Here is a 22,396-nt window from a genome sequence, read left to right as displayed (position 1 = left end):
TAACTATAAGACTTTATAAAAGGGGAATCCGTACTAACTGTAACGTTCTTCTTTAAATGGATTGGCTGTCATCGAATAGCCAAACTCTTCCCAAAACCCAGCCTCGTCTTCTTTCATAAATTCAATTCCTGACACCCACTTGGAGCCCTTCCATAGATAAAATGTTTCCGGTGGAATGAACCTTAGCGGATAGCCGTGTTTGGGATCAATATCCTGCCAATCATGATGCTGATCCTTCCAACGGTATACAAACAGAGCATCGTCCCCTAATAAAGACTCAAGCGGCAGGTTGGCAGAATAACCAAATCTGTCCCCGTTGTAGTAACCATAGATTTTAATGTATTTTACGCCCTCATTGATTTTAACAAACTTCAATAACTCTCTTAGTGCAATTCCTTCAAAAGTAGTATCAAATTTAGACCAGGTAGTCACACAATGCATATTGACGGTTGAAACGGTCTTCGGAAGCCCCATGAATTCTTTAAAAGATAAAACTTTTTCTTCTTTTACCTCACCAAAAAGCCTAAAATTCCATGTGGCGCTATTAAACTTGGGCACATCCCCTTTGTGAAGGATCGGCCATTTTTCAGTTTCGAATTGACCAGGCGGCAGCTGGTTTGCCATCATATCACCCCTATATTCTCATAAATGTCAAAAAAATCCTGACCATAGTATCCTGCAAAAGTGAACAACCCACACTTAAGGGAAATATGGTAAATTCACGCTTTTAGTTCAGAAGAGTAAGGACACTGAAAAAATGCATAATGCTTCCGGCAATGACGAATAGATGCCATACCGCATGGTGGTACTTGAATCCTCTCCAAATGTAAAAAACAGATCCCGCCGTATATAGTAATCCACCTATGATTAAATACGTTAGACCGGCAGACTCCAGGGAGACCGATAAAGGCTTCCAAGCAAAAACAATTAACCAGCCCATTACGACGTATAACAAAGTGGAGGTGAACAAAAACTTTTTGACGAAAAAGGATTTAAAAACGGTCCCGCCAATGGCAATTCCCCATACAATCCCAAAGATCGTCCAGCCCAGCCAGCCTTTAACGGCGACAAACATGTAGGGCGTATAGGATCCAGCGATAAAAAAATAGATAGAAGAGTGGTCAAATATTTCAAATAGGTCCTTCACTCTGCTGCCTTCTGGGAAAGCGTGCAACAATGTAGATGAAGTGTACATAAGGAGCATTGTTGCACCGAATAATGTGAAACTAACTATATGCCAAGCGTTTCCATGTATTGCGGAAAACACAATTAATAAGACTAATGCTGCAATGCTAAGAAGAACACCTATCCCATGAGTAATAGAATTGGCAATTTCCTCTCCTTTGCTGAATGTATGAGTGACAGCCATAACAATTCTCTCCTTGTAAAAATGCCATAATTTATTTTAACAAAAAAGCAGCAAGTTCGTAATTATACTAACCTGCTACTTCATAGAATAACTGTCTTGATTTTCAGCCAGCTGGCAAATCACTAAAACCTAATCTGGCTAGTTTATCTTCTTTCGCTTTACGAATTCTTGGTTAATTTCATCCCAAAGGTTAAGATTTCGTAGTTATTTTTAAGGATAAAGCCATAGTTTTTATTATGGTCAATCACGATGTCTCCATCCAGATGATTGATCACTAGCCGATCAATTATGATTGTAATTTCTCCGTTTTTGAACATCTCGTCCGTGTTTTCCCCTTGCTCAGCCTGAGCAAGTTCATACATATAGGCGGCGCCTCAACCAGTGGTCCGGATTTCATTAATCCGAATGGCTGGTTCCGCTCCAAGCTCTTTTACAAGCTGTTGGTTTGCCTCATTCGTTATTGTCACTTTCATTTTTACATCTCCATTTCAAGGGAAACGATTCCCGTTATAATGTATCAGATTCCAAACGGAAACCATCGACCATAACCTCTTCATCGACCTCAAGCAGCAGGCACCGTTTGCCTTGATATGTAATATACTTTACATACTTCAGGTCTTTCGGATTGATAGTAACATCAGCCACCTTCGTATTGATTTTGATCGTTTTCGGAACTAAATTGCTGGCTTTAAACTCATGTTTTTCATCATCCACGATGGCCTTCAAGGTATGCTCCACTTTGGCCATCTCGATATTTTCAACGCCGCTGTCCGTTAAAATCCGCTCAATGTCACGAACATCCAATGTTGGAGTTTCGTTCTCTTCTTTTTCTGCATTTTCTTGTACAAGCTTATCGATTTCCTCATAAACGTTGGAAATGACCTGCGGGTCCACTTCATCTCCTATCGCTTCTTTTAAAACCAAATCGAAGATATCCTTATCCTCCTGGGCTGTAATGATCTCTTCGCAATTAAGAACCTCTTCAATAAATCGGCCATCCGGCTGATTGGCTTTTCCAGCACAATAAAGAATATGGTTTACATCTGCTGCATTGTCATTAAACACAGGGAACAAAAAGCCTGACATGGGTGAATCTAAATTAATAATAGGGTCAAAGAAATGATGTGGTTTGAATTCCTTCTCTACATAATCAAACGTCAAAGCCTTTTTCGGCTGATCGGTTTTATTCAGGCTGCAAAGGATAAACTCGTTGTAATAAACTGCATCATCCCCGCCTTCCTCTGATTCCAGATCGCGTTTCCGGGTCGGCTTCCGATATTCTCCCCGGATAAACGTCACTACGGTATCAAATTCATAGACCGTCATCGGAAACATTTTCGTGACAATTTCGAGCATGTATTCTTTCCAATCATCCGACTCTGCTTTCAATCCTTCGAACAGAAACATCTGGGTGCTATCTTCTACATCCCGAATAAATTTCAGCTCAAACAGTTTAGTATCAAGATGTCCGGTCAGGACCTTTTTAAAGTTGGATAAAAATAATTCTTGGGCTTCCTGCTCTAACATCTGGAACGGCTGACTGACATGATGGTAAATCTCGCCTGTTTCTTTCTGGACATAAACATTGAAGATTTCTTTAATTTTTAAAATATGTTCATTATCTAATTTAAATTGCTTGCGAATATTAGCGATGTCTTTTTTGTTCATCTCATTCAACTCCCACTCCTGATTATACTGTTCAGGATGGAAAATAGTAATACTTGATATTTTCTTCATTTTCATAGCAGGGGAAATGACAGTTTGTAAAAACTTTATTACTTGTTATTCGGCCGTTTTCTTATCCAAGTTATACACGACATCACAAATGATAATATAACCATAAACACCGGCATTGCGAAGGGATGCTTAATCATAATATGTGATTCCCATGGAAACAGCCATTCTTTAATCATATGTATTAGCCCCTAAAAAGTGTTTAACTGTCTTTTTGATGATAGTGATCATTATCAATAGAAAGGGTAGAACCCATAAAAGAGGAATCCATAAGGCGTGGGGAAATACCTCAAGGGCCACTTTTAAGTGTTGTGTGATACTTGAAGATACACTATAGCCTAAATAAAGGCCCAAAAGGATGACGGGAAGCAGCAATTTTCGGCTATCCTCTATTTTGGTTAGCAGCTGAATGGAGCGAATCGCGAAAAACATATGCAGTGACGCTTTGAAAAAAGCGGTTATCATCATAAACATGACACCAATAAGGTCTAGATTTTGTATGAAATTGCCTATTCGTATTTTTCGAATCAATATATACATCGGGAATATTTCTGTCTGATAGTTGAATTCACCCAATCCCATAATCAGCATCAATTGACTGGCTAAAATTATCAATCCGGACGCGATCACAGCCGCAAAGTTAATCTTTGCAATGGTTTTAAAAGGACCCTTGGTGAGCGTCCAAATCATAGCCAATTCAATAGATTGGGCAAACCCCTGACTGGCTCCAAGTGGAAAGGAAGCCTTGAAAATCGGAAGCCAGCCCGCTTCTAATATAGGGCGAAGATTACTCGCCGCTAAGATATTACTTCCCCAAATAAGACCGGCTAAAATAATAAATAGAAATAAAAAAATAGGTAAAATCAACTCTCCGACTCTTCCTAGTACTTCTATGCCTTTTAGTTGGCCATAGGCTAAAATGAGCAAAAATGGAACAATCAAAGGCAAAAATGGGGTATCGGGGAAAATTAGGGATTGAAGCATATACTTAATATCATTTAATACTCTTCCCAGTTCATATAAAAATAAAAAAGGATAGAGCCAAGCAATAGGCGTGCCTATCCATTTTCCTAACTGGGCTGGAAACCATTCAACCAATGTTAATCCTGGATTTAAGTACATCAATATTAAATAGGTTCCAACAGCTAGGATCCCAAGGACGGTCGAAACAATGGCTGCGATCCAAGCGTCCTTGCCTGCAGATGCACCAAAGCCAAAAATAATCGTTGTGCCAATTTGAAAAAATAATGTTAATGCAAAAAGTTGATATTGCGACAATCGCTCCATAAAACACCTTTAACATTTTATGTCATCATTTTATTATCACTTTCCACATGGAAAATTATAACGATTTTTCATAAAGAAAAATCGTTTCCGCCATGTTCAACGTCATGAATTTTCCCAGCGGCGGCATATGTCGCATGGAATCAAAGGCTGTCGGAACTTTTTTGTTTTCAAATATAAAGAAAGTGTTTATGATTAAAACATTCCCTTAAGAAGGAGTGAATAACGATGAAGATGAGCAAACATCTCTCCATCATGATGCTCCTTGCCTTTTTTTCTTTTACCTTTTTGCAGCAGAATCCTGCACATACTCCTGCCCATTCACACCCCGTCGAAAAGGCAATCATCAGTCTAGATGATTTGATGGAAAAGGCAAAATGGGATGACAAAAAGAAGCAGCCATTTGACCTGCCTTTTCTATTGACCATAAGTCTCATGCTAGTAAGAGCCGTTCAATTGGTCATTGCTTATCCTGCTAGATGGTTTAGGAATTTCACATTCCTGCTCCCGATTTTTCATCAATCTAATTACATCATCCCCCTCCCCGATTCTCATTAAAAATGAATAAGGGGGAGGAAATGATATGTGGATCCGTTTATTGGCAATTGCGTTCTTTTCCGTTTCAGCAGTTAGTATTTTTACCTACCAAGGCATTGAAATTACTCATGCTCTAATGGATTTCTTTAAGAAAAAATAGCCAAATAGGCAGACGAGGGCTAAAACAATCAGCCTTCGTCTGCCTTCTTCTTTTTTTATTTTTCACGGATATATTTTTCCGTTACGCGCAAGTCAGGCCGCAAATATGCCCATCATGAAAGCTGCTGCCGTCATATAAAAAAGACGCCCGGCTAGGACGTCTTCTGCTTATATATGCACCTATTCCATTTCTGCCACTTTTTCTTTCACTTCTTCGATATTTTTCATCTTGTTATCCCAGCATTTCTGGCTTAAATCGACAGGGTAATGCTCCGGATTCATCGTCCGTTTGTACTCATCCCATAGGGAATCAAGATTTTGCTTTAAGTACTCACGAGACTCTTCCAGGCAAGGAACTTCGTAAACCAATTGTCCCTCTTTAAAAATATCAACATGAAGCTCTTTGGCGGTGAAATTCGTCACAACTTTTTTCAAATACGTATGGGTCGGATGGAACATCCGCAGGCGTTTATCCGGAAGGATCTCATCCTCCATCGCAATATAATCGCCTTCAGCGTGATGGTTTACATTATTAATGATTCGATAAATCCGCTTTAGCCCAGGAGTAGTCACCTTCTCCGGATTGGAGGAAATCTTAATCGTATCCTCCAATTTCCCATCTTCACTCTCTATTGCCACCATCTTATAAACCGCACCAAGCGCAGCCTGATCATAGGCTGTAATCAATTTGGTGCCAATTCCCCAGCTGTCAATTTTCGCCCCTTGCGCCTTCAGGTTAATGATCGTATACTCATCCAAATCGCTGGAGGCAAAAATTTTCGCCTCTGTAAAGCCGGCTTCATCCAGCAATTTACGGGCTTTCTTCGATAGATATGTTAAGTCTCCGCTATCCAGGCGAATTCCGATAAAATTAATCTTGTCGCCCAACTCTTTTGCGACCTTAATCGCATTCGGCACGCCCAGACGAAGCGTGTCATATGTATCCACTAGGAACACACAGTTTTTATGTGCTGCCGCATATTTATGAAACGCCGTGTACTCATCCTTATATGCTTGTACCATCGCATGGGCATGGGTCCCGGATACGGGAATGCCAAATAGTTTTCCGGCTCTCACATTACTAGTTGAGTCGAATCCGCCAAGGTAAGCTGCCCGGGTACCCCAAATGGCCGCATCCATTTCTTGGGCCCGTCTTGTCCCAAATTCGGCCGCCGCTTCATTGCCGACTACCTGCTTAATCCGGGATGCCTTCGTGGCGATTAATGTTTGGTAATTCACAATGTTAAGTAAGGCTGTTTCCACCAGCTGAGCTTCTGCCAGCGGGGCATCTACCCGCAACATCGCTTCATTGCCAAATACTAGCTCGCCCTCTCTCATCGCCCGGATGGATCCGGTAAAGCGCAAATCCTTCAGATAATTTAAAAAGTCGTCCTCGTAGCCGACTTCATTTTTTAAATAGTCCAAGTCATCCTCTGTAAAGCGAAAGCCTTGAAGATATTGAATGACCTTTTCTAATCCGGCAAAAACCGCATAGCCGTTTCCAAACGGCAGCTTCCGGAAATACAGTTCAAATATAGCACGTTTATTATGAATGCCATCTCTCCAATACGTCTCTGCCATATTAATCTGGTACAGGTCCGTATGCAGAGTATAGCTGTCATCTTGATACATATGTTTCATAACAGGCCCTCCGTAAAAACTAGTACAGTTATCCAACATTATTACCCATCATACCATTAAAAAGACTATTTCACCAGCGCACCAAGCGATTGCTCGAAATGTCCAAGGGCCCAGCCATGTCCTGATTGGTTAAAAGATGCCACCGCATCCTTGTAAATGACAATCTTAAAGCCTTTATTATAAGCGTCAACAGCCGTGTGAAGCACACAAATATCGGTACAGACACCCGCCAGATGGACTTCGGTAATTCCCCGCTCCCTTAGCTTGATCTCTAAATCGGTGCCGGCGAATGCCGAATAGCGGGACTTGTCCAAATACAGTACGTTTTCCCTCTCCTTATGAGCTTCATATACCTCCTGGAGTGAGCCAAATAAATCCCTTCCAGCCGTGCCCCGCAAATTATGAGGTGGGAAGAGTTTGGTTTCCGGATGAAATTCGTCGCCTTTGTCATGGACGTCAATCGCAAACACGACGTAATCCCCTTGCTCAATAAACTCTTTCGTTAAAGACGTAATTTTTTCTTCAATTGCCTGGCCCGGCTTGCCGCAAGTTAAGGCCCCGGCATCCGCAACAAAATCGTACGTATAATCAATATTAATCAAAGCTTTCATGAACTGCACTCCTTTACCCCTGTCATGACTACTGTCTTTTTTCTCATTATACACAGCTTTCCTCACCAGATAAAGGAAAATATATCCAATTTCACCCAAAACTTTACCCGGCCGGCCTGTTTAATAAACAAAAAAGCCCGCCCCATTTTGGAACGAACTTAGCTATATCTAGTGCCTGGAACCCAGTCGGTCGGCATATCATTGGGCCGAATGTCGGCTATCGGCACAAAGACCTCTAAATGGCGATATAGATTGACAAACTCAGCCGGCAGCAATCCGCCAAATTCTCCGTCTAAATTTAACTGAACCTTTTCTTCCGAATAAACCTTCACCCGGTTAGCCTTTGTATAAATCACATTGGGGTCATTGACATGTTCACCGCGGACAGCCAATGAAGCGATCCGAATAAACTCTGCCAGGTTGACCTTTTTTAAAATTAATAAGGAAAACAGCCCGTCGTTAATAGAAGCATCCGGCGCCAATCTTTCAAAGCCGCCAATCGAATTTGTCAGCCCGACCAAAAATAGCATGGTTTCCCCTTCATAAAGCTTCCCGTCATACTCGATGCTAAGGTTAGTTGCTTTAATCGAAGGAAGCATCTCGATACCCTTTAAATAATACGCCAGCTGGCCAAGCAGGGTTTTTAACTTGCTGGGAACCTCATAGGTCAGCTCCGTCAGCCGGCCGCCTCCAGCAATATTAATAAAATATTTGTCATCGATCCGGCCAATATCGACAGGAATGACATCCCCCTTCGTGATGATATCCACTGCAGATGGGACATCCCTTGGAATTTGCAAGGCCCGGGCAAAATCGTTTGTCGTTCCAGCGGGGATAATTCCTAGTTTTGGGCGATATTCTTGTCCAGCGAGACCATTGACTACTTCATTGATCGTCCCATCACCGCCAGCAGCAATCACTACATCATATTGACGCTCCACGGCAATCCGTGCGGCCTTTGTCGCATCACCGGCACCAGTTGTCGCATGACAGGAAGCCTCATAGCCAGCCATCTCTAGTTTTTCAAGAATATCGGGCAAATGCCGCTTAATCATTTCACGTCCTGAAGTAGGATTATAAATCAGTCTAGCTCTTTTCATTATCATCATCCTATATCTTGAAATCAAAAAACCGTTCTTTTAATTCAATATTTTACCAATTGTTAGAAAAAGTTACAATCAGCCTTTATATTTCCCAACATCCATATCCTATCATAACGGTTTTTTATTTTTTTGCAAAAAATAAGCCATGACATTGTCATAGTACTTGGTTTTAATGCCATGTTTTATTAAAAGCAAAAGCGCCGCTCGGCACGACGCTGCTTAAATTTGCTGCTTCTTCCTGTTTTATCGCCCTGACAAAAGACTCACCTGATAGGTATTGGCAATGCTGATCCGATACTTGCCTTCACCGGACTGATAGATGGCATTTTTTTCTCCGTTCCCTTGGGCGCCGTCAGCGGGCTGCTCTGAAATCTTCCATTCATCAGCTTGGCCTCGGATGCTCTCCACCCCAGTTGCCGACACGGTCATATCGTTTGTTTCCGATGTATCGACTACCACCTCGGAAGCATTCTCGATATTCCAATTATTGGCCAGCATTCGCGGTTTTAAGGTAAGCTGATTGCCGGTCCCCATCACTTCAAGCTTTACATCACCAGGAACCAGAATGGTGGCCGCGATTTCTTGCGGCGAGTCAAAGGGACCTGCCTCATTTGGCAGAGATTTCACGTTTAAGTAAAGCGTGTCCCCTTTTTGGGTAACCGCCACATAATCCTCAGCCTTTTTTATCAGCTTGGATTGTTTTGAGGTTTGCATCCGATAAGTTCCAAACATGGAAGCTTCTCTTTCCTTTGCCGCTTCAATTGTCATATTATATCCCGAAGTTCTCACCACTACCCGCTTCACCGTCTCATCTAGCGGATGAGAAAATTCCGGCAGTTCAAATGAACGTTCTTCGCTGGTAACTAACTCCTGAGCTTTGTCGAGCAGGCCGATAGAACTTAACAGGGCAAACCCAATTCCTATTGTTCCAATCAGGCCGACAAAGAAAATACTTAAGAAATCATAACGGAGCATCGGTGATTCCTGACGGGACAAAAACAAATACACTAATATTTCTATGCCCAATACAATTAACAGGATCGGCCACCAAGCGGTCATGACCTGGAGGAAATTGAAACCAAGGAACCTTGACATAAACAAGAACAAGCCAAGAAGGACCAGCAGAGCACCCATGGAAAATGTCCCAACACGCCAGGTTCGCATCATTCCGAAGCCCCTCCTTTTCTTTTGCTAAAAAAGAATCCGATCCCTGCGCCAATTAAAATTGCTGCTGCCACCCCAATTTGCCGTTTTTTCATATCTTCCCATCCTCCTTTTTGCGTTTGCTTCCGGACAAAAGCTTGATTCCGCCGCCAATCAGCAGCAGGCAGACAATGCCTGTCTGGATATAGCTTTGCAGCCAATACATGATATTGGTATTAAAATAGCGCTGAAGCATCGGCGACAAAGCCGGCACCAGAATATTCATGACTAAATAGTACAGACCTAATAGAATCAGCCCGATTCCTACCCATTTCTGATGATTCATTAAATAAGAAATAATCGGCGTGTCCTCCAGGGGCTCTTCCCCCTGCTTCGAGATTTTTTGCAGAGCATCAAAAAAGCTGTAAAACCAGATAATCGGGATTAAAAATAAGAAGATTCCCAGCCTCAGGACATCCAAAATATAGACAGAGAACAAGAACGCTGCCATCAGCTGGATGCCGCGGCGCTGCAAGCCTAAATAAAGATGGCCTGCCCCGGGGAAAATCGATAGGAAGGTGGCAATTGATTTGCTCTTTTTCCCATCCTGCCGCAGTTTTTCAAAATCTTCATAGATGGTCTTATCGACTAGTTCCTCGCCGCGCTGTTTTTTATTGACCTGCTGGACAACATCGAAAAATCCATAGACCCAAATAATTGGCAGGGCAGCCAAGAACACAAGGAACTCCCCGCGGTTGCTGATGACTGAAATGAAGATAATCATTATAAACAGTCCTAAAAAGGAAGCCAGAAGTGTCAGGCCGCGGTTCATTAATCCAAGCTGGAAGTGTCCAAGTCCCGGAATAAATGACAGCAAAAGCGTATAAAAGCGTTCCGAATCCTGCCCAGAGACTGGCGGCTGCTGTCCATCGAGGGCCAATGCTTTTGCCTGCTTCTTTTGTTTGGAAACCTGAATGGCCATGTCAATAAAACTAATCAGGTAGATAAAAATCCCAGCCCCAAAGGCTAAGGCAGCTACTTCTCCATTATTGCTTGCTATCCCCGCAACCGCAATCAATGCACAACCCATTACGGTAAGCAAATAAAGCAGCCCGCGAAAAATCGTACCGAAGTAAATATGGCCGAGGCCTGGAAATAGTGATAACGTTAGCGCTCTCGTTGAACTTTTCATTTCTTAATTGCCTCCTTTTTTTCGAATGAATCCATCCATGCAAAAGTTTTATTCAATACCCCCTCCGTGACTGAAGGCTTTTTTTCTTGTATTTTCTGTGTTTCAAAGGAGTTGGCATATTTCGCAATGGACTGGAAGGCTCCCGTAAATGTCAGCAAAAGCGTGGCTGCTGCTGCCAGCAGGTAGTGGAAAACGGCTTGCTTGTAAAACCGCTTCGTTTTCCGAGCCTTTTTTGGACCGATCTCCAGCTTGATGATTTGGCTTGGTAAAGCCGGCTCCGTTTTCGGCAATGCTGCCATAATATGATCCGTAAATCCCTGTTCGTCTGTAAGGAGCGGAAGGGAAGATTCATAGTCTGCAATGGCCTGCAGATAAAGTTCGAGACAGTAGTCACAAGAATATAAATGATCTTCCAGCTCCACCCGAGCTGACTCATTGAGTTCATCTTTGACGTATTGCATCCATTCATCGAATGTATAATGTCCCATTAAAAATCATCCTCCTTCCAGTTTTTCTTCATCCAATGACGGGCCCGGTAAAGCTTGGTTTCAATAGTTTTTACCTGGACGTTTTGTTCTTCTGCCATTTGCTGATAGCTTTTTTCAGCTATGTAAAATCCATAGATCACATCGCGATAGTTCTCCGGCAGTTCATCGAGCCTCTTTCGGACCAGCCTTCTTTGTTCGTTATGGATAACTTGTTTTTCCACACTGTCCTGTGCGGCTGCTATCCCCGGCTGCTCCGTATCTTGGACTGTTTCTTCCAATTTCCTCGCCTGTTTTCTTTTTACATCGATGGCATGGTTCACAGCGATACGGGTCAGCCAGGTCTTGAATCCTTGGTTCCCATATTGGGGGAGAGAGGTATAGAGCTTGATCAAGACTTCCTGGGCAGCATCTTCAGCCTCTTTTTGGTCGCGAAGGATGGCAAAGACGGTCCGGAACACATCATTGCGGTACTTTTCGACCAGAAGACGAAAGGCTTGTTCGCTGCCCTGCAGGACTTTTTCTATTAAAACGGAATCCTCGATGGCCTTCTCCCCCTTTCTTGTTTGTTTTTCTCATTTAAATAGACGAATGAAGCGGGAACAACCCCTGCACTTTTTTGAAAAAATTTTTTGCAGCAAAAAATAAAGAACATGCTTCTTGGGAGGGGCATGTTCCATAATCTTCAGTAACCAATCATTCTATTATTCTATTGCTTTAGTCACTGAGGTGACTAGCATATTATCTAGATCAAGCTCAAAATACATACATTGCATTCATGAGGAATTTCATATATCTCTTGATCTGGGAGAGTGTCGAATAATTCCTTCACTGCCTGTACCCGGACATTCTCCTCCATCGCGGCTAGCCATGATACAGAACGGATACGATCGACCCACTCTTGTTTCGTAAATCGAATCGAATAATCCAATTTATAAAAATCCCGCAAATCAAAGCCATTATGCTGCCATTCAGCAAACCATTCAACTGGGAACCCATTAATCCGCTGCTTGGCTTTAGCCTTCGATCCAGCCGGCTTCGGCCCATCGGGAGCATACTTGGAAACAATGGCTAACGTAGTCTGAACCACAGCCGGCTTAGTCAAAAAGCCAGAATCGATAACAATCAGCTTTCCTTTAGGCCTTAAAATCCTCTTTATTTCTTTTATCGCCTTCTCCCGGTCGAACCAGTGCCAGGCCCGCATCGCAGTTACTATATCAAATTCGGAATCTGGCAGCCCTGTTTGTTCCGCTGTCGCCTGCAGATAGGGGATGGCATAATTTTTCGTTCTATTAAATGCTTTAGCTTGTTCTATCAGTTCCTGAGACGGCTCAACCCCTATGACGTCCGCCTTTCTCATGGAAATCTTTCGAGTTAAAGCCCCCGTTCCAGCACCAATGTCTGCGACTTTTTTTCCATCAAAACGAATATTTCGGAACTGCAGACTTTCCATTAGTGAAACTGGAATATCTTCCCTTGAGCGGGCATAACTATTAGCAACTTGGCCAAAATCGATTCTTTCCATTTTAAGCACTCCTTCAAGATTTCCAAAACGTGCAAATCCAACAAAATAATACCATTTAATTGTGATAGAATAAAAGAAAAATAGATCTGTAGGAGGTGGAATAATGTTCTGGATCCTGCTTTTTGCTTCCTATATCATTGGAAGTATCCCAACCGCACTCATTGTCGGAAGGGTTATTTTTGGAGTGGATATCCGTGATCATGGCAGTAAGAATCCCGGCGCCACCAACACACTAAGAGTCCTTGGAAAAAAATCTGCCCTGTTTGTCCTATTCATCGACCTAGGGAAAGGCGCTGCTGCTGCTGCAATGCCAATTTTCTTTAAGCTTGATGCCGAGCCGCTGTATTTTGGAATGGCTGCCGTCATTGGGCATTGCTTCCCGATTTTTGCAGGATTTAGGGGCGGAAAAGCCATTGCCACCACGGCGGGGGCGCTCTTAGTCGCCAATATTCCCCTTTTCATCACTGCGTACGTGTCGTTTTTCTTCATTAGTTTTTTAACCAAGTATTTATTTTTTGGATCGATTTCTGTCGGTCTAAGCATGCTGGTCTATGACTATTTCACACCAAATCTTAACTTTGAACTTATTTTTATCTTATTTTCTTTCCTTTTAGTCTATCTTCATCGCTCAAACATTCGAAATTTCATTCTAGGAGTGGAGCCAAAAGTAAATGATAAACATTTGCTAAACGACCGGCTTCCTCCCAAGAACAGCAATATTTAAGTTTAATAAACAACCCCGGCACCTTCTATCTTGCCGGGGTTTTGCTATTATCTAAAAAGTTTCGACATCACGCTGGCTGCAACCGTCTGCCAAATGGCGGGGTCGGTTTGATATGCCTTGCCTAATCGTTTATACAGTTGAATCTGCTGATTTTGAAAATCAGGATCATCCTTATCCGGCAGGGCTGCACGGCCTTGATCCACTAGCTTCTGCATTTCCGGTGCCCGCGGGCCCCATTTGCTTTTTTCGCTTCCATCCTGATTGATAAAAATAAATATTGGGATCGCTCTGGACGTTCCATTTGTTAAGTATTGGTCCATCAGTTCCAAATTTTGATCACGCAGCAGAAAACGGACTTCCATTCCCGCTGCTTCGGCAATACGGAGCAGGATTGGGTTGTTTAACATCGCATCCCCGCACCAATCCTCCGACAGGACCATCGCCCGCAATTGTTGCGGCTTCAATTCCTCCAGCCTGCTTTTGTCCTGCTGGGATAAGGAAAATTGATGATAAATCGAAAGCATTTCCTCTTTATTCTTGGTCATTGAGTTTATATACTCTTCGGGGGACATTCCTTTTTCAAACCATTCATTAAGATCCATGAACCTCCACTCCTTTCTATTCCTATCATATCGACTTTTTTTTAGCGGCACAATCAAACCGCTTACAAATATTCCCTTTGTTTTTATCAAAGTACTTTCTATAGGTGGATGGTTCATTTTCAGGAGAATTGGATGGTTCATTTTTGGCCCAGTTACGTTATCATATGGTGAAATAGATTTTTTAAAAGGCCACTTGGCTATAGATTCGAGGTATAAGCATTGAACGACAAGATGCAAAGCCTGCTGTGCCCCTGAAGTGACCAATATTTTAGAAGGATCCGTTTTGATTCCAATTCGTCATAGGCAGCCACAACTGTGCTTCTGTTTACTCCAAGCTCCTGTGCCAGCCCTCTTTCCGAAGGCAAGGGTTTATCAGGAGGAAAGGTTCCGTCCGCAATGCCGTTTTCCATATGCAGGGCAAGTTGTTTATATAGCGGTAATTTAGCATTTCTATCGGGTCTCCAATCCATTAGCAGCATTCCTTGGAATTAATGAAGTCTCTTCATTATTGTAACTTTTTTTGATTCAGGAGGAAAAGAAATGGTGTTTGAAGAATAGATTCGATAGCACATTTGGGGGGGATGCGAAATGGTACCGCAAAGGGTTAGTCTGCTGACAATAGGAGCTTACAACTTACCGCTATTAAGATCTTTTTATCAATCGATAGGATGGGAAGAAACAGAATTCAGTTCTGACAGCTATGCTGTTTTTAAAACAGCCGGGGTCATTCTATCTCTGTTTCCTGTTGAAGAGTTAGCGAAGGAAGCTGGTGTGGAGCTGACCGTATCACCGGAAACTTATCGGCCGGTCACTTTTGCTATTAATGTTGATGAACCAAAGCAGGTGGATGCAATCATAGAACAAATTCGGAAAGCCGGGGCCAGGATTCTTCGTGAGCCCAGTGATGCCTTTTGGGGCGGGCGGACCGCTTATTTTGCCGACCCTGAAAACAATCTTTGGGAAGCAGCCTGGAATCCCGATGCTGTATTTGATGAACGAGGCGCAATGATTTCTTTTTAACTAAAAAAAGGATGGTTAAAAAAGGTTATCCTGCTAGATAACCTTTTTTTATTTATTACCTCTGCCATTCTCGTAATTTTTGATTTAAAACACTCAATTCCTCTTCAATTTCAGCCAGCCGTTTTTCCAGCGGAGCAAGGTTTCCTTTAACGAGCTCCATTTTTTCAAGGTTATGCTGAAGCTGCAAGTATTCATCCTTTAGCTCCAAAATTTGATACTCCAACTCTTTTTTATCCATTTTCTGCCTCCCCGTGTTCTCCTTCTTTCAGTAAATCTTGAGATAATCGTACCATATCCCGGCATAGGATGCCGGTTTCGAAGATTTCTTCTGAATCATGCTGAATAAAAAAATCAGGGGGAGCCTCTTCATCGGATCCTATTGCCTCTCTGCCTCTCGCATTTTTTCAATCAAACGTTTGTTTAAATTTGCTTTCTTTGCATTGAATAACTGGATTCTATCAAAATGTTTCATGTGAAACTTGTCGGCGGCTGATGGTGATGATAGTAAATCATGTCGAAACAAGGAGGTCTTCCCTTCTTTCGACAATTCCTTTTTCTATTCGAGCCTAATTAAACATTTGATTAATAAGCCTTTCCGTTTTGGCGGATAAAGGGTTTTCCCGGGAAATGGGGACAATAAAAGTCGAAATTTCACTCGACAAAAAAACTGGCAGAAGCGATTCTGCCAGTTCATTTTTAGCGTTTTTGCAATTCTTGCTGTAACAATTGATTCACCATTTGCGGGTTAGCCTGTCCTTTAGTGGCTTTCATAATCTGGCCGACTAAGAAGCCAGTTGCTTTAGCTTTTCCGCCTTTAAAGTCCTCAATTGATTTGGGATTGTTATCGAGTACCTCGCCAATAATTTTGAGCAATGTTCCCTCATCGGAAATTTGCACAAGCCCCTTGTCCTTGACGATTTGCTCGGCATCGCCGCCGTTTTCAATTAATTCTTTGAATACAGTCTTGGCGATTTTGGAAGAAATCGTGCCATTCTCAATCAGTTTGATCATGCCTGCAAGGCCCTCTGGAGTCAGCGGAACTTGATCCAGTTCTTTGCCTTCCGCATTCAAGTAGCCAGATACTTCCCCCATAATCCAGTTAGACGCCTGCTTCGCATCCGCACCTGCATGGACAGCGGCTTCAAAGAAATCAGCCATTTCCTTCGTAACTGTGAGAACCTTCGCGTCATAAACCGGCAGGCCGAGTTCTTCCACATAGCGTTTTTGCCGCTCATCCGGAAGCTCCGGAATTTCAGCACGGATCCGTTCTTTCCAGTCCTCATCGATATATAACTCGAGCAGGTCCGGTTCTGGGAAGTAGCGGTAATCATCTGAGCCTTCCTTAACACGCATCAAGATTGTCGTACCGGTTGCCTCATCAAACCGGCGCGTTTCCTGCTCAATTTTTCCTCCGGCAGAAACGACTTCCCGCTGGCGTTTTTCCTCGTACTCCAATCCTTTACGGACAAAGTTGAACGAGTTCAAGTTTTTCAATTCTGTCTTAGTGCCGAACTCTTCCTGTCCTGCTGGGCGGATGGAAATATTGGCATCGCAGCGCAGCGACCCCTCTTCCATCTTACAGTCGGAAACTCCCGTGTATTGGATGATGGACTTTAATTTTTCCAAATAGGCATAAGCCTCATCAGGGGTGCGGATATCCGGCTCGGACACGATTTCAATTAACGGTGTGCCCTGGCGGTTAAAATCGACCAATGAATAACCATTACCATGATTCAGCTTCCCAGCATCCTCTTCCAGATGGATCCTGGTAATGCCGATTTTTTTCGTATAGCCATTTACTTCAATCTCAATCCAGCCATGCTCGCCGATTGGCTGGTCAAATTGCGAAATTTGGTAAGCCTTCGGGTTATCCGGGTAAAAATAATTCTTCCGGTCAAACTTGGTGTGAGTGGCAATCTCACAGTTCAAGGCCATAGCCGCCTTCATCCCAAAATCAACAGCTTTTCTGTTCAAAACTGGCAGCACTCCAGGATAACCAAGATCGATTACGGTTGTATTGGCGTTTGGTTCGGCTCCAAAGTGATTCGGGCTGGATGAGAAGATTTTCGATTCTGTTTTTAGTTCGACGTGGACTTCTAGTCCGATGACTGTTTCAAATTCCATTCTGTTCACCCCCTACAATTGCGGCTTCTGTTTATGGTAGTCTGTGGCTTGCTCGAAAGCGTGTGCCACACGGTAAATCGTCGCTTCATCAAAATGTTTGCCGATAATCTGCAAGCCCAATGGCAGTCCATTGTCAAAGCCGCATGGAATCGAGATTCCTGGTACCCCGGCAAGGTTGACTGGAATCGTTAAAATATCATTGGCATACATCGTCATCGGGTCATCGATGTTTTCGCCAATTTTAAACGCAGGTGTTGGCGTGGTTGGTCCGATAATCACATCATAATTTTCCAACACATTTTCAAAGTCTCGCTTAATAAGCGTACGAACCTTTTGTGCTTTTTTATAGTAAGCATCATAATAACCAGAGCTTAGCGCAAAGGTTCCCAGCATAATCCGGCGTTTAACCTCGTCACCGAAGCCTTCTGCTCTCGTCTTTTTGTATAAATCCAGCAAGTTCTCAGCATCCTGCGCCCGGTAGCCATAGCGGACACCGTCAAAACGGGCCAGGTTAGCGGAAGCTTCTGATGAAGATAACAGGTAATAGGCAGCTAAAGCATATTTGGAGTGCGGGAGGGAAACCTCTTCCCAAACAGCGCCAAGTCCTTCCAGCACTTTCAAGGCATCAAGCACCGATTGGCGTGCTGATTCGCTGACCCCTTCACCAAGATATTCTTTTGGCACGGCAATTTTTAAACCATTCACATCACCAGTTAATGCCTCCGCAAAGTTAGGAACTTCGACATTGGCCGATGTGGAATCCATCGGATCTAATCCTGAAATCGCTTGGAGCAAATAGGCATTGTCCTCAACCGTCCGGGTGATTGGCCCGATTTGATCCAAGGAGGATGCGAAGGCCACAAGCCCGAACCGTGATACGCGGCCGTAGGTTGGCTTTAGTCCGACCACACCGCAGAACGCTGCCGGCTGGCGGATGGAGCCCCCTGTATCTGATCCAAGGGAAAAGAGCACCTCACCTGCGGCAACGGCTGCTGCCGAGCCGCCGGAAGAACCGCCTGGCACACGGTCTAACTTCCATGGATTCCGTGTTTTTTGGAACCGCGAGTTTTCATTGGAGGAACCCATCGCAAACTCGTCCATATTTAATTTGCCAATTGTGATTGTCTCTGCCTGCTGCAGTTTTTGGACAACAGCAGCGTCATAGATTGGGTCAAAGTTTTCTAGAATCTTGCTGGCACAGGTTGTCCGCAAACCTTTGGTTACAAGGTTATCTTTTATGCCAATTGGCATACCAAACAACAATCCGGCATTGGCGTCTGTGCTAAGTTTGTCATCGAGAGCTCTCGCTGTTTGGCGTGCTCTTTCTTCATCCAGTGTTAAAAATGCTTGGACCTGGTCCTCGACATCCTGGATGCGCTTATACGATTCGTCAACAAGCTCCGAAACCTTCAGTTCTTTTTTTTGCAAGAGTTCATGAAGGTCGGAAACTTTATAATCAAATAAACCCACAGTTAATCCTCCTCTTACTCCCCTAATATGGCTGGCACTTTAAATTGCCCGTCTTGATGGTCCGGGGCATTTTTTAACACTTCTTCACGCGGCAGCCCTGGCTTTGGCACATCGTCGCGCAGGACATTTTTCATGTCCAGCACATGGTATGTAGGTGGTACATTTTCGGTATCCAATTCGTTTAACTGCTCAGCAAATGTGATCATCTCATCCAGCTGCTTGGTAAACATTTCTGCCTCTTCTTCGGTTATCGCTAATCGCGCCAGATTGGCAACGTATTTGACCTGATCGGTTGAAATTCGTGACATTCCTGTGACCTCCGTTCGTCCATATTCATAATATTGATAATACCAAACTTTTCCGCTTTACCGCAATGATTACTCCTCCAGTATGGACAAGTTTGGAATCAAAAATAGGCAGTCCTTTAAGAAAAGAGCCGCCATTTTTCAGTCCACTATGTTTTTTTGCGTTGCAGGATCAACCTGGCCAGTTTAAATGGAAGAAAGCCCAAGATTCCTCCAAGCGTATTTAAAATTAAATCATCGACATCAAAGCTCCCAAATTCAAATAAAAGCTGCAGGATTTCAAATGTCAGGCTTAAAGTAAAAGTAGCGGCTGTAACCAATCTAAGACTTTGAAACTTTTTCACGATCAATGGTAAGATGAAACCAAACGGGATAAATCCGATGACGTTCCCGGCTAAATTCTTAATCCGGATATCCAAATTGACGTTGTCTAGGTACAAATAAAAATTAATCGTTTTAAATGGAACAAAATTATTAGAGCGCCAGAAATATGGATGATTGCTAAAGTTAAAATGATGAATGATTTCCGATAGCGGGATATATTTAAACAGCACCATTTTTGTCAAAATGGCTAGATAGAAACAAAGGATCACAAACAAGGTAATTTTTTTAAAAAAATTCATTTCACTACTCCACTGGACATATGTACCTTTACCATACCATATTTTCCAATTCATGTGGGAGTCAAATTGAAAACCATTAATGGAGGGAACAAGATTGGCAGAGCATGTATTTCATTTAAAAGCAAATTGGCCCGGGCTGCGGAATGATGTCGGGGAAATTGAAGCAGGAAATCTCAAAACGAAGATTTCCATTCCGCCGGAAATGGACGGACCCGGTGTTGGGACCAATCCGGACGAAATGCTCCTTGGTGCAGCGGCCACCTGCTATATTATTACTCTAGCAGCGATGCTGCAGCGAAGCGGGATTGATAAAGAAGGCTTAACAATGGAATCGGAAGGCATTGTCGATGTGACTAATGGTGTTTTTACCTACAAAAAGATTTTTCACCGTCCTCATATTGTGTTGAAGGCCGCTGCCAGTGATAAGGATGTGGAATTGGCCCGCCGGCTTGCTCAAAAAGCGGAAACTTCCTGTATGATTTCCCGTGCTATTCTGGGGAATGTGGAGATTGTGCTGCAGGAGACGATCGAGATAGCATCCTAAAATATACTTATCAATTTGGGAGAGAAGAATGAAACGGAAGCAAAGGAAAAAGGTTAAAACGATCTTCAGTTTAATTCTGCTATTTTGCCTGTTGGCAGGGATCCAATATTATTTTCAGCAACCAAAATCACAGCCAGATGTAGAAGGTCCCTTTGCTGAAGCGATGAAATATAGTCCTGTTATCCAAGGAGAATTAAAAAAATTCGATTTGGAGAGCTATACTCCGGTCCTTGTGGCCATTATGCAGCAGGAAAGCCACGGAAAGGGAGGCGACCCGATGCAGTCATCAGAGTCAGCCGGTTTGGCCAGAAATGCCATTACCGACCCGACTCGCAGCATTGAAGCGGGCGTTTCCTATTTTCAACGGGTTCTTGCTTATGGGAATGAGAAGAAGGTTGATTTTCCAACGATTATTCAATCGTACAATATGGGCGTCGGATATATCGATTTTGTAGCCGAGCATGGCGGAAAACACAGCGAAGAACTTGCCAAGCAATTTTCCAGGCTGCAGGTACAGAAAAATCCCCAGCGCTATAATTGCGGCGGCGATAAAACCAACTTCCGCTATCCTTACTGTTATGGGGACTTTACTTACAGCACCAAGGTATTGAAAAATATAGAATTGTTAGCGGACACGATGCCCGTTGCTGGGAGCCAAACCGGTGAGTCATTTTAATGATTTGCCAGTTTGGTTTTTTTTGTTAATCATAGAACTCCATGTGCGGTTTTGCTTGCCTGTAGTACTCTAAGCGATCCTCCAGTGTGCCGGTATGGAATTCAAATTTATGGCCGTCTGGATCGGTGAAATAGATGGATTGTTGATCCCGTTCATCCCGCTCGCGTCCAGGAAGAATGTTCACGTTCAACTGCTTCAGTTTGTCTTTCATTTTAGGAAAGTCTTCAGTATCGATTGAAAAAGCAATATGGGTATAGGAATCATGGATTTCTTTTCGCGGGATTTGCTTTTCTTCATTTAATGCAAGCCATAATCCGTTTAAGTCAAAGTAAGCGGTCGTTCTCCCTTTTACAAGCAGTTTGGCATCAAATACCTTTTGATAGAAGTGGGTTGACTGCTCCAGATTGGATACGGAGAATAACAAATGATTGATTCCGTTAATGGACATAAGATCACCTCAAGCTTGGTAATTTTCGGAAACTATTATAATATAAATTTATATACTTTTGCGAAAATTAAGGGGTGCGATGGATGGAGTCTTTTAAGAACGATACCTGGAATGCCGTTTTATACGATAACAATCATGCTTTTGTTTCGAAGTTTGGGAAAGGGTTAGTGGAATTGCTAGCGCCGCAGCCGGATGAGTCGATTCTTGATCTTGGCTGCGGAACAGGGGACCTTGTCTTCCAGCTCCATCAGCTTGGGGTCCATGTGACAGGGATTGACCAATCGGAAAATATGATTGCGCAAGCTCAAAAGAAGTACCCCGGACTTTTATTTGAAGTGACAGATGCATTGGACCTCCCTTATCAGGAAGAATTTGATGCGGTGTTTTCGAATGCGGTGCTGCACTGGATTAAGCGTCCAGATCAGGTACTGTCCTGCGTTTTTGATTCTTTGAAGCAAGGTGGCCGGTTTGTTGCGGAGTTCGGCGGGAAAGGAAATGTAAAGGCGATTACCGATGGGATTATGGATCAATTTTTAGAAATGGGCATGGAATATGATGCCGAGGATTTTCCATGGTATTACCCCAGTATCGGTGAATATTCCGCTCTAATGGAGTCTGCCGGGTTCCGGGTTGTGTTTGCGCAGCATTTTGATAGACCGACAAAACTGGATGGCGATGATGGGTTAAGTAATTGGGTTAAGATGTTTTGCGGCGGTATGTTGGAGGGGATTTCGAAGGATATCAGGGATTCTATTATTAGTAAAGTAGAAATCAATTTGAAGCCTGTTTTATATCAAAATGGGGCTTGGTATGCGGATTATAAGCGGATTCGGGTTATTGGAATAAAGGAGTAGTGCTGGTTGTTGAGATGCCTGGATTGGGATGGGCGCAAACTCGATGGGGATGATCGGATTCTATGGCGGTATTTCCGGGCGGACTCCTCTTAGTTTTGTCGTCATGAACCCTTCATGGCGACATTTCCGGGCGGATTCCTCTTGGATTTGTCGTCATGAACCTGCCATGGCGACATTTCCGGGCGGATTCCTCTTAGTTTTGTCGTCATGAACCCTTTATGGC

Annotated in this window: 26 protein-coding genes and 1 pseudogene; 6 read left to right on the top strand and 21 right to left on the bottom strand. The window is 43.2% G+C overall.

Annotated features, from left to right (window positions below; translation table 11 throughout):
- Window positions 1-33 precede the first annotated feature (33 nt).
- The 5 genes from NFS43_RS21325 to NFS43_RS21305 form a co-directional block, all read right to left on the bottom strand.
- Window positions 34-624 carry a molybdopterin-dependent oxidoreductase gene (locus tag NFS43_RS21325; protein WP_251554853.1) on the bottom strand — a complete coding sequence of 197 codons (591 nt, stop codon included), beginning with the start codon at window positions 622-624 and terminating at the stop codon, window positions 34-36.
- 103 nt (window positions 625-727) lie between these two features.
- Entirely contained in the window at window positions 728-1,369 is a 642-nt protein-coding gene (trhA, locus tag NFS43_RS21320) for a PAQR family membrane homeostasis protein TrhA (protein WP_251554852.1), read from the bottom strand.
- Between the two features lie 158 nt (window positions 1,370-1,527).
- Window positions 1,528-1,731 carry a hypothetical protein gene (locus NFS43_RS21315; RefSeq protein WP_251554851.1) on the bottom strand — a complete coding sequence of 68 codons (204 nt, stop codon included), beginning with the start codon at window positions 1,729-1,731 and terminating at the stop codon, window positions 1,528-1,530.
- 145 nt (window positions 1,732-1,876) lie between these two features.
- Complete coding sequence (locus NFS43_RS21310; protein WP_251554865.1) at window positions 1,877-3,037, bottom strand: DUF4317 domain-containing protein; 1,161 nt, start codon at window positions 3,035-3,037, stop codon at window positions 1,877-1,879.
- 237 nt (window positions 3,038-3,274) lie between these two features.
- On the bottom strand, window positions 3,275-4,381 hold the full coding sequence (locus NFS43_RS21305; RefSeq protein ID WP_251554850.1) for a GerAB/ArcD/ProY family transporter: 1,107 nt from the start codon (window positions 4,379-4,381) through the stop codon (window positions 3,275-3,277).
- Between the two features lie 234 nt (window positions 4,382-4,615).
- Here NFS43_RS21305 and NFS43_RS21300 point away from each other — a divergent pair, with 234 nt between their 5' ends.
- Window positions 4,616-4,945, top strand: coding sequence for a hypothetical protein (locus NFS43_RS21300; protein WP_251554848.1), 330 nt, complete (start codon window positions 4,616-4,618; stop codon window positions 4,943-4,945).
- A 318-nt stretch (window positions 4,946-5,263) separates the two neighbouring features.
- Here NFS43_RS21300 and NFS43_RS21295 read toward each other — a convergent pair whose 3' ends face one another.
- The 8 genes from NFS43_RS21295 to NFS43_RS21260 all read right to left on the bottom strand — a co-directional run bounded on the left by NFS43_RS21295 (window position 5,264) and on the right by NFS43_RS21260 (window position 12,783).
- On the bottom strand, window positions 5,264-6,724 hold the full coding sequence (locus NFS43_RS21295) for a nicotinate phosphoribosyltransferase (RefSeq protein ID WP_251554847.1): 1,461 nt from the start codon (window positions 6,722-6,724) through the stop codon (window positions 5,264-5,266).
- A gap of 65 nt (window positions 6,725-6,789) precedes the next feature.
- Window positions 6,790-7,335: a cysteine hydrolase family protein gene (locus NFS43_RS21290; RefSeq protein WP_251554846.1), complete on the bottom strand. Its 546-nt coding sequence runs from the start codon at window positions 7,333-7,335 to the stop codon at window positions 6,790-6,792.
- A gap of 158 nt (window positions 7,336-7,493) precedes the next feature.
- Window positions 7,494-8,435, bottom strand: coding sequence for a diacylglycerol kinase (locus tag NFS43_RS21285; protein WP_251554845.1), 942 nt, complete (start codon window positions 8,433-8,435; stop codon window positions 7,494-7,496).
- Window positions 8,436-8,681: 246 nt separating this feature from the next.
- Window positions 8,682-9,605 carry a hypothetical protein gene (locus tag NFS43_RS21280; RefSeq protein WP_251554844.1) on the bottom strand — a complete coding sequence of 308 codons (924 nt, stop codon included), beginning with the start codon at window positions 9,603-9,605 and terminating at the stop codon, window positions 8,682-8,684.
- 88 nt (window positions 9,606-9,693) lie between these two features.
- Window positions 9,694-10,773: a hypothetical protein gene (locus NFS43_RS21275; RefSeq protein WP_251554843.1), complete on the bottom strand. Its 1,080-nt coding sequence runs from the start codon at window positions 10,771-10,773 to the stop codon at window positions 9,694-9,696.
- The gene (locus tag NFS43_RS21270; protein WP_251554842.1) at window positions 10,770-11,261 is read right to left on the bottom strand and encodes an anti-sigma factor family protein; all 492 of its coding nucleotides are present in this window, start codon (window positions 11,259-11,261) and stop codon (window positions 10,770-10,772) included. Before NFS43_RS21270 ends, NFS43_RS21275 begins: the two co-directional genes overlap by 4 nt.
- Window positions 11,261-11,803, bottom strand: a complete 543-nt coding sequence (locus tag NFS43_RS21265; RefSeq protein ID WP_251554864.1) for an RNA polymerase sigma factor — start codon at window positions 11,801-11,803, stop codon at window positions 11,261-11,263. Before NFS43_RS21265 ends, NFS43_RS21270 begins: the two co-directional genes overlap by 1 nt.
- 200 nt (window positions 11,804-12,003) lie before the next feature.
- Entirely contained in the window at window positions 12,004-12,783 is a 780-nt protein-coding gene (locus tag NFS43_RS21260) for a class I SAM-dependent methyltransferase (protein ID WP_251554841.1), read from the bottom strand.
- A 103-nt stretch (window positions 12,784-12,886) separates the two neighbouring features.
- On the opposite strand from NFS43_RS21260, the gene plsY reads away from it, so the two are divergent.
- Complete coding sequence (gene plsY, locus NFS43_RS21255) at window positions 12,887-13,507, top strand: glycerol-3-phosphate 1-O-acyltransferase PlsY (RefSeq protein WP_251554840.1); 621 nt, start codon at window positions 12,887-12,889, stop codon at window positions 13,505-13,507.
- A 47-nt stretch (window positions 13,508-13,554) separates the two neighbouring features.
- Here the strand turns inward: plsY and NFS43_RS21250 are convergent, their stop codons facing one another.
- The gene (locus NFS43_RS21250; protein WP_251554839.1) at window positions 13,555-14,109 is read right to left on the bottom strand and encodes a thioredoxin family protein; all 555 of its coding nucleotides are present in this window, start codon (window positions 14,107-14,109) and stop codon (window positions 13,555-13,557) included.
- 272 nt (window positions 14,110-14,381) lie between these two features.
- Window positions 14,382-14,579: pseudogene (locus tag NFS43_RS21245) on the bottom strand (GntR family transcriptional regulator); the annotation flags it as partial.
- A 118-nt stretch (window positions 14,580-14,697) separates the two neighbouring features.
- Here NFS43_RS21245 and NFS43_RS21240 point away from each other — a divergent pair.
- Window positions 14,698-15,129 (top strand): VOC family protein, encoded by a 432-nt coding sequence (locus tag NFS43_RS21240; RefSeq protein ID WP_251554838.1) that lies wholly within the window; start codon window positions 14,698-14,700, stop codon window positions 15,127-15,129.
- A 55-nt stretch (window positions 15,130-15,184) separates the two neighbouring features.
- On the opposite strand, the gene NFS43_RS21235 is transcribed toward NFS43_RS21240, so the two are convergent.
- From NFS43_RS21235 to NFS43_RS21215, 5 genes are all read right to left on the bottom strand, one after another.
- Window positions 15,185-15,367 carry an SE1832 family protein gene (locus NFS43_RS21235; RefSeq protein ID WP_251554837.1) on the bottom strand — a complete coding sequence of 61 codons (183 nt, stop codon included), beginning with the start codon at window positions 15,365-15,367 and terminating at the stop codon, window positions 15,185-15,187.
- 458 nt (window positions 15,368-15,825) lie between these two features.
- On the bottom strand, window positions 15,826-17,253 hold the full coding sequence (gatB, locus tag NFS43_RS21230; protein ID WP_251554836.1) for an Asp-tRNA(Asn)/Glu-tRNA(Gln) amidotransferase subunit GatB: 1,428 nt from the start codon (window positions 17,251-17,253) through the stop codon (window positions 15,826-15,828).
- 12 nt (window positions 17,254-17,265) lie between these two features.
- On the bottom strand, window positions 17,266-18,723 hold the full coding sequence (gatA, locus tag NFS43_RS21225) for an Asp-tRNA(Asn)/Glu-tRNA(Gln) amidotransferase subunit GatA (RefSeq protein ID WP_251554835.1): 1,458 nt from the start codon (window positions 18,721-18,723) through the stop codon (window positions 17,266-17,268).
- Between the two features lie 14 nt (window positions 18,724-18,737).
- Window positions 18,738-19,031: an Asp-tRNA(Asn)/Glu-tRNA(Gln) amidotransferase subunit GatC gene (gene gatC / locus NFS43_RS21220; RefSeq protein ID WP_251554834.1), complete on the bottom strand. Its 294-nt coding sequence runs from the start codon at window positions 19,029-19,031 to the stop codon at window positions 18,738-18,740.
- Between the two features lie 146 nt (window positions 19,032-19,177).
- Entirely contained in the window at window positions 19,178-19,651 is a 474-nt protein-coding gene (locus tag NFS43_RS21215; protein WP_251554833.1) for a VanZ family protein, read from the bottom strand.
- A gap of 94 nt (window positions 19,652-19,745) precedes the next feature.
- On the opposite strand from NFS43_RS21215, the gene NFS43_RS21210 reads away from it, so the two are divergent.
- Window positions 19,746-20,195: an OsmC family protein gene (locus NFS43_RS21210; RefSeq protein ID WP_251554831.1), complete on the top strand. Its 450-nt coding sequence runs from the start codon at window positions 19,746-19,748 to the stop codon at window positions 20,193-20,195.
- A gap of 28 nt (window positions 20,196-20,223) precedes the next feature.
- Entirely contained in the window at window positions 20,224-20,871 is a 648-nt protein-coding gene (locus NFS43_RS21205; protein ID WP_251554829.1) for a lysozyme family protein, read from the top strand.
- A 25-nt stretch (window positions 20,872-20,896) separates the two neighbouring features.
- Here NFS43_RS21205 and fosM read toward each other — a convergent pair whose 3' ends face one another.
- Entirely contained in the window at window positions 20,897-21,319 is a 423-nt protein-coding gene (gene fosM / locus NFS43_RS21200) for a FosM family fosfomycin resistance protein (protein ID WP_251554827.1), read from the bottom strand.
- A gap of 83 nt (window positions 21,320-21,402) precedes the next feature.
- On the opposite strand from fosM, the gene NFS43_RS21195 reads away from it, so the two are divergent.
- Window positions 21,403-22,173: a class I SAM-dependent methyltransferase gene (locus NFS43_RS21195; RefSeq protein ID WP_251554825.1), complete on the top strand. Its 771-nt coding sequence runs from the start codon at window positions 21,403-21,405 to the stop codon at window positions 22,171-22,173.
- The last annotated feature ends 223 nt before the right edge of the window (window positions 22,174-22,396 follow it).

The organism is Neobacillus muris, assembly GCF_943193175.1.
GTDB classification, from domain to species: Bacteria; Bacillota; Bacilli; order Bacillales; family Cytobacillaceae; genus Neobacillus; species Neobacillus muris.
This window is presented reverse-complemented; position numbering and strand designations above follow the sequence as displayed.